Consider the following 6445-nt stretch of genomic DNA (forward strand, 5'->3'; position numbering starts at 1 on the left):
CACCACGCTCCGTGCCCACAGCACTCACCGCCCCGCCCACGACATGCCCGCGGGCCCCGTGAGGCGTAGCGTCCGGATAGGAGCGGGAGGCAGCATGTCCGCGAGCAACGAGTCGCCCGGGGGTGCCGGGACGCTGGACGCCCTGGGGACGGCCTTGGCCGACACCGTGCGCGGAACCGGAGCCTCGATCGGCGGCCTGTACCTCATCGAGGAGGCGGAGCCCGTGCTGCGCCTCGTCGCGCTGTGCGGCCTGCCGATCGCGTTCAGCGCCCCTTGGCAGCGGCTGCCCCTGACCGCGCCGGTCCCGGTCGCCGACGCGATCCACCAGGACGTGCTGGTCAGTATCGAGAGTCAGCAGGAGATGGCCCGTCGCTATCCCCGGGCCGCCACGGTCCTGCCCTACCCTTTCGCCCTGACCGCCGTCCCGCTGGCCGGTGTACGGCGACGCTGGGGTGGCATCGTGCTGATGTGGCCCGCCGTGCGGCCGCGCGGCATCACGCCACGCGAACGCGGCCACATCACCTCCAGCGCCCGCCGCATGGCCCGCCTGCTGGACGATGCCGCGGGCCCGCCCGCCCTGCCCGACCAGCCGCGCATCGTCCCCGTCGACGCCGCACACCACCCCGTGCAGACCGGCCTGGCCGCCGCCGACTTCCTCGAACGCCTCCCCGAAGGCGCCCTGGCCCTCGACCTGGAGGGCCGCATCACCTTCGCCACCGCCACCGCGGCCCGCCTGCTCGGCCGCCGCGCCGACCGGCTGCTCGGCACCCGGCCCTGGCAGTCCCTGCCCTGGCTGGACGACCCCGGCTACGAGGACCACTACCGCACGGCGGTCGTCAGCCGCACACCCGTCTCGTTCACCGCGCGCCGCCCGCCCGACCTGTGGCTCACCTTCCAGCTCTACCCGGACACCAGCGGCATCAGCGTCCGTGTCGCCCCGAGCGGAGAACGGACCGAGGCCCCGTCACCGCCCGCCGTCGCGCGCAGCCCCGCGGCGGCGCCGACGGGACGCCTCTACCAACTGGTGCACCTGGCCGCCGCGCTCGCCGAGGCGGTGACCGTGCGCGACCTCGTGGCGCTGAGCGCCCACCAGATCCTGCCCGCCTTCGGCGCCCAGGGCCTCGTGCTGTCCGTCGCCGAGGCCGGACGTCTGAAGATCACCGGCTACCACGGCTACACCGCCGACGTCATGGAACGGCTCGACGCCCTGTCACTGGACACCGACCTCACCCCGGCCGGCCAGGTCCTCGCCAGCGGCACCCCCGCCTTCTTCGCCTCCCCGGCCGAGCTGGCCGCCAACTACCCCGGCGCCCCCCAGATCAGCGGCAAACAGGCCTGGGCCTTCCTGCCGCTGATCATCACCGGCCGGCCGGTGGGCTGCTGCATCCTGTCCTACGACCACCCGCACACCTTCACCGCCGACGAACGCGCCGTCCTGACCTCCCTGTCCGGTCTGATCGCCCAGGCCCTCGACCGCGCCCGGCTCTACGACGCCAAGCACCGACTCGTCCACGAACTGCAGCGCGCCCTGCTGCCGAGGGCCCTGCCGAAGGTGTCCGGCCTCGACGTCGCCGCCCGCTATCTGCCCGCCGGCCACGGCATCGAGGTCGGCGGTGACTTCTTCGACCTCCTGCGCCTGGACGAGACGACCGCGGCCGCGGTCATCGGCGACGTGGAGGGCCACAGCATCGCCGCGGCCGCTCTCATGGGCCAGGTGCGTACCGCCATCCACGCCCACGCCACCGCGGGCGCCGCACCCGACCAGGTCCTCGTCCGCACCAACCGGCTCCTGGCCGACCTCGACTCCGAACTGCTCGTCTCCTGCCTCTACGCCCATCTCGACCTGGCCGGCCACCAGGTGGCCTTCGCCAGCGCGGGACACGTACCGCCGCTGCTGCGTCCCATCAGCCGCCCGGCCGCGGTCCTCGACGTCGAGCCCGGCCCGCTGCTGGGCATCGACACCGGCGGCCACTACCCGGTCACCATCGCGCCCCTGCTCCCCGGCACCACTCTTGCCCTCTACACCGACGGCCTGGTCGAGCTCCCAGGAACGGACGCCACCCGGACCACGTCCGACCTCGCCGGGCAGCTGGACGCCGCAGACGGCCACGACCTGGAACGGCTCATCGACCGGCTCGTCCGCCACACGACCCCCACCGGACAGCACGCCGACGACATCGCGGTGCTCCTGCTGCGCGCCTACCGCCCCGACGGCCACCGGCCCTGAGGCCGCTGCCCGGAAGCGCCCCGTTCAGGCCCGGTCGGGCTCCGGGCGGACGTGCCGGGCGACATCGCGCAGCTTGATGTTGTGGTGCTGCGAGATACGCCGCAGCACACCGAAGGCCTCGTCCTCGCTCAGCCGGTGGCGTTCCATGAGGATCCCCATGGCCTCTCCCACGGCGTGCCGGGTCTCCAGGGCGTGCTCCAGCTGGTCGACGGTACGGGCGGTGTCCAGAGCCACGGCGGCATGGGAGGCGAGCAGCCAGCCCGCGGCCTCGATGTCCTTGCCGAAGGCCCCCGGGCGGCGCGAGTAGAGGTTCAGCGCGCCGAAGTCCTCCTGCTCGGTGTACAGCAGCACACCGGTCATGCTGCCGATCCCCAGATCGCGGGCGGCCTGGGAGAACCGCGGCCAGGACGGCTGCGGCGTGGTCATGTCGGCGATACGGAACAGCCGCTCTCCGTCCACACGGCGGGCGGCGTCGAAGCACGGCCCCTCGCCCAGCTCGCCCTGCAGCCGGTCGGACTCCTCGACCATGTCGCCGCACACGGACAGCGTCACGGCCCGGCCCTTGGACACCGTCAGGATCCCCGCCGCGTCACAGCCCTCGACGAGCTTCACCGCCGACGCGGCGATCTCGTCCAGCGTCGCCTGCACCGAATCCTGGGCCACCAGATCCCGGGCGAGCTGCGCCATCTGCTCGGCGTACCGCTGCCACTCCACCGCCACCACCGCCTCGCTCACCGGTCCCGACCACCGTACTCCGGGCCACGCCTCCCGTCCGTGCCGCGGTGTCGGCGCAGCCGTCGACATTCCCGGCAGCCCGGCCCGTCAGCGGTACGCCGTCAGCAGCAGGGCCACGTCGTCCGGTCGCTCGGGGGCGCGCCGGGCCGTTCTCACCAGGCGGTCGGCGAGATCCTCCACCGAGTCCGCCGGGGTGTCGGCCAGGGCCCGGCGGACCTCCTCGATGCCCGTCTCGATGTCGCTGCCGGGCTGTTCCACGAGCCCGTCGGTGTACAGGGCGAGGACGCTGCCGGGGGCCAGCGTGAGCGCGGTGACGGGATAGACCGAGTCGGGCTGCACACCCAGCATGACCCCGCCCGCCAGGTCCAGCGGCTCGGCGTGGCCGTCGGGGTGGCGCAGCAGTGGCGGGGGATGGCCCGCCCGCACGGCGAGCGCGCGCCCGGTACGCGGGTCGAGTTCGATGTAGCAGCAGGTGGCGAAGGCGTCCGACTCCAGCTCGGCCAGCAGCCGGTTGGTATGGGTGATGACCTCCTGCGGCGGCCGCTCGCTCGCGGCGAAGGCGTGCACGGCACTGCGCAGCTGGCCCATCACCGCGGCGGCGCCGACACTGTGGCCTTCGACGTCCCCGATCACCAGGGCCACACCACGCCCCGTCGTGATCACGTCGTACCAGTCGCCGCCGATGGCCATGCCCTGCGTACCGGGCAGATAGCGGCCGGCCGTGCGCAGCCCCTCGACGGCGGGCAGCCGGTGCGGCAGCAGTCCTTCCTGGAGGCCGCGGGCGACGGCGGACTCCGAGTCGTAGAGCCGTGCCCGCTCCATGGCCTGGGCGGCCAGCCCGCTCAGCGCGGTGAGGGCGGAGCGCTCGTCGGCGGTGAACCGGTGCGGGGCGTCCCAGCCGAGGATGCACGATCCGACGGGATGACCGGAGGCGATCAGCGGAAGGAACGACCAGGCGTGCATCCGGTCCAGGGCGATGCCCGGGTAGGCGACGGAGAGGTCCTCGGGCGACTCGAAGAAGAGCGGCAGCCGCGTGGTCAGCGCGTGGACGCCGGGCAGTTGCGTGTCGAGGGCGACCCCCTCGAACTGGGTCAGGAAGCCCTCCGGATAGCCCGACTCCCACCGCAGGTACATCCGGCCCTCGCGGACGGTGTACAGGGCGAGTTCCCGCGCGCCGAACGCGGGCAGCAACTGCTCGGACACGGCCCGGCACACGTCTTGCACGGTGACCGCCTCGGTGAGCACGCTCGCCATCTGCACCACGTGGTACAGCGCCCCGGCCCGCGCCCCCGCGACCGGCCCGGGCGGCGGCGGCACGGACGCGGCGCCCGGTACGGGACCGGCGGACGACCCGGCCTCGCGCGCCGCCTCGCCTCCGGTGGGCGGGACGGTCGGATGGACGCGGCCGGTCAGCCCGTGCACATCCGGGTACAGCACGAAGCTCAGCCAGTTCCCGGCGGGATGCCGCACGAGGAAGGCCACCTGTTCCTGCGACAGCATCGCCGCCCGGTAGCGGTCCTCGTACGCGGGATCCCGGAGCCAGGTGATCACCTCCCACGGATAGCGGCCGAGGAGCACTTCCCGTCCGGCGCCGAGCAGTTCCTCGCAACGACGGTTGGCGTACGTCAGACGGCCGTCCTGGTCCAGGGAGAACAGCCCGTCTGGCAGCCGCTCCGCGGCCTCGGCCGCGGTGAGCCCGCCGGCCGCGTCGACGAGGGCGCCCACCAGGACCCGGGCGGAGCCGGTGCCGTCGCGCACGAGATGGCCCCACAGTTCGACGGGCCGATAGCTGATCTCCTCGCCGCCGACGGACTCGTCCCGGACCCGGAGGTGACGGGATCTGACCCGGCCGTGCGTCAGCGCGTCCTGCCGGCTCGCCCGCAGTTCGTGCAGGTCGTCCGGGCTGACGCGGGCCTCGACGGCCGCCATGGTGCCGTCGAAGTCCGCCCCGGCGATGCCGAGGAGCGCGAGGGCCTCGTCGTCGGGCGTGCACCGGTCGCTGTCCAGGTCCCAGTCGAGCAGCCCGACCCGCACGGGGCGCGCGGCGGCCGTGGGCAGCCGCACGCTGACGGGTTCGTCGTCGTACTCGACCCGGTACGCGCCGGAGCCCGGGCCGGACCGCCCGGCGGCGAGACGGCCGAGGCGCTCCTCCATGTCCCGCTCGGCGGGGCGCAGCGCGAACTCCACCGCCTCGAGGTCCATCGGCGACCGGGCGGCCGAGCGCAGCACGACCAGCACGCCCACGGGCTCCCCGCCGGCCCGGACGGGCTGGTGGGCGGAGCCGAAGGAGTACGGCAGCCCGGCGGTGAAGTGCGGGAAGCGCACCATGGCGACGCGCTCGTCCGGCAGCCACAGGGTCTCGTCCCGCCGGTAGGCCTCAGCCATGGGCAGAGCGCCGCTCATGGGCACCCGCCACCACGCCCTGAGCAGCGACCGGGGCACTCCGGTCACCAGGGCCAGCACCAGCGAGCGCCGGTCGCGGGAGCGCAGGTAGACAAGGCCGCCGTACCCCCCGAGGTCCCGTACGGCCGCGATCAGCGGAGCGGTGAGAACGTCCTCGATCCGGCCGTCGCCCCCGCCCCGGCCCGGACCGCCGGGTGACCGCGGCCCGTCCGGTACGGCGGCTGCCTCATCCATCTCGGGTCCTCCCGGTACGGACGCACCGGACACCAATCGCTCCCAACAGGATGTGCCATGGTCTGCACTCCGGCGCGGCAAGTGCAACCTTTCGGTCGTCACGGCCGTCTCACCCGATATCAGCAACAGACAAGCCTCGGGGGCGAAAAATGGTACGAATCGGAACAGCATGCGCGACTCTCGCGCTCGTCGGCGCCACGGTGGGCGTGGCGGCGGTCCCGGCCGGCGCGGCTCCGGCCGTCACCCGGCAGGCGGCCCAGGCCACGGCGTGCCCGACCGGCTGGGGAAGTCTCGCCAAGACCGACACCAGCGCCACGATCGCGCCGCTGAAGGACATCAGAACCGGCCGTCACACCTGCTTCGACCGGATGGTCGTCGACCTGCCCGGCGCGGGCGGCGACGTCGGCTACTCCGTCCGCTATGTCGACCGGCTCCACCAGGACGGATCGGGCCGCCACATTCCCGTGACCGGCGGAGCCGTCCTCGAGGTGCGGGTGGCCGCGCCCGCCTACGACCCGGAGACCGGCGCCGCCACGTATCCCGGCCGGGTGGCGCGCCCGCTGCCGGGCGTGGACCTCACCGGCTACCGCACCTTCCGGGACACCCGCTTCGCCGGCAGCTTCGAGGGGGAGACCCAGATCGGACTCGGCCTCCGCGCCCGGCTGCCCTTCCGGGTGCTGCAGCTGGACGACCGCGTCATCGTGGACGTCGCGCACAGCTGGACCGCCACGAGGTGACGGCACCGGGGGGGGGGGGGGGGGGGGGGGGGGGGGGGGGGGGGGGGGGGGGGGGGGGGGGGGGGGGGGGGGGGGGGGATAGCCAAGGGGGGAAGTCCCTGCCCGCATT

4 protein-coding genes are annotated in these 6445 nt (G+C 74.1%); 2 read left to right on the forward strand and 2 right to left on the reverse strand.

The window, feature by feature from the left end:
* Positions 1 to 94 precede the first annotated feature (94 nt).
* Positions 95 to 2227, forward strand: a complete 2133-nt coding sequence (locus ACZ6I3_RS15790; RefSeq protein WP_469415017.1) for a SpoIIE family protein phosphatase — start codon at positions 95 to 97, stop codon at positions 2225 to 2227.
* A gap of 24 nt (positions 2228 to 2251) precedes the next feature.
* On the opposite strand, the gene ACZ6I3_RS15795 is transcribed toward ACZ6I3_RS15790, so the two are convergent.
* Positions 2252 to 2914: an ANTAR domain-containing protein gene (locus ACZ6I3_RS15795; protein WP_469415039.1), complete on the reverse strand. Its 663-nt coding sequence runs from the start codon at positions 2912 to 2914 to the stop codon at positions 2252 to 2254.
* Positions 2915 to 3049: 135 nt separating this feature from the next.
* Positions 3050 to 5599: a SpoIIE family protein phosphatase gene (locus ACZ6I3_RS15800; RefSeq protein ID WP_469415019.1), complete on the reverse strand. Its 2550-nt coding sequence runs from the start codon at positions 5597 to 5599 to the stop codon at positions 3050 to 3052.
* A 149-nt stretch (positions 5600 to 5748) separates the two neighbouring features.
* Here ACZ6I3_RS15800 and ACZ6I3_RS15805 point away from each other — a divergent pair, with 149 nt between their 5' ends.
* Complete coding sequence (locus tag ACZ6I3_RS15805) at positions 5749 to 6336, forward strand: AMIN-like domain-containing (lipo)protein (RefSeq protein WP_469415021.1); 588 nt, start codon at positions 5749 to 5751, stop codon at positions 6334 to 6336.
* Positions 6337 to 6445 lie beyond the last annotated feature (109 nt).

Source organism: Streptomyces sp. NPDC041940 (assembly GCF_055589465.1).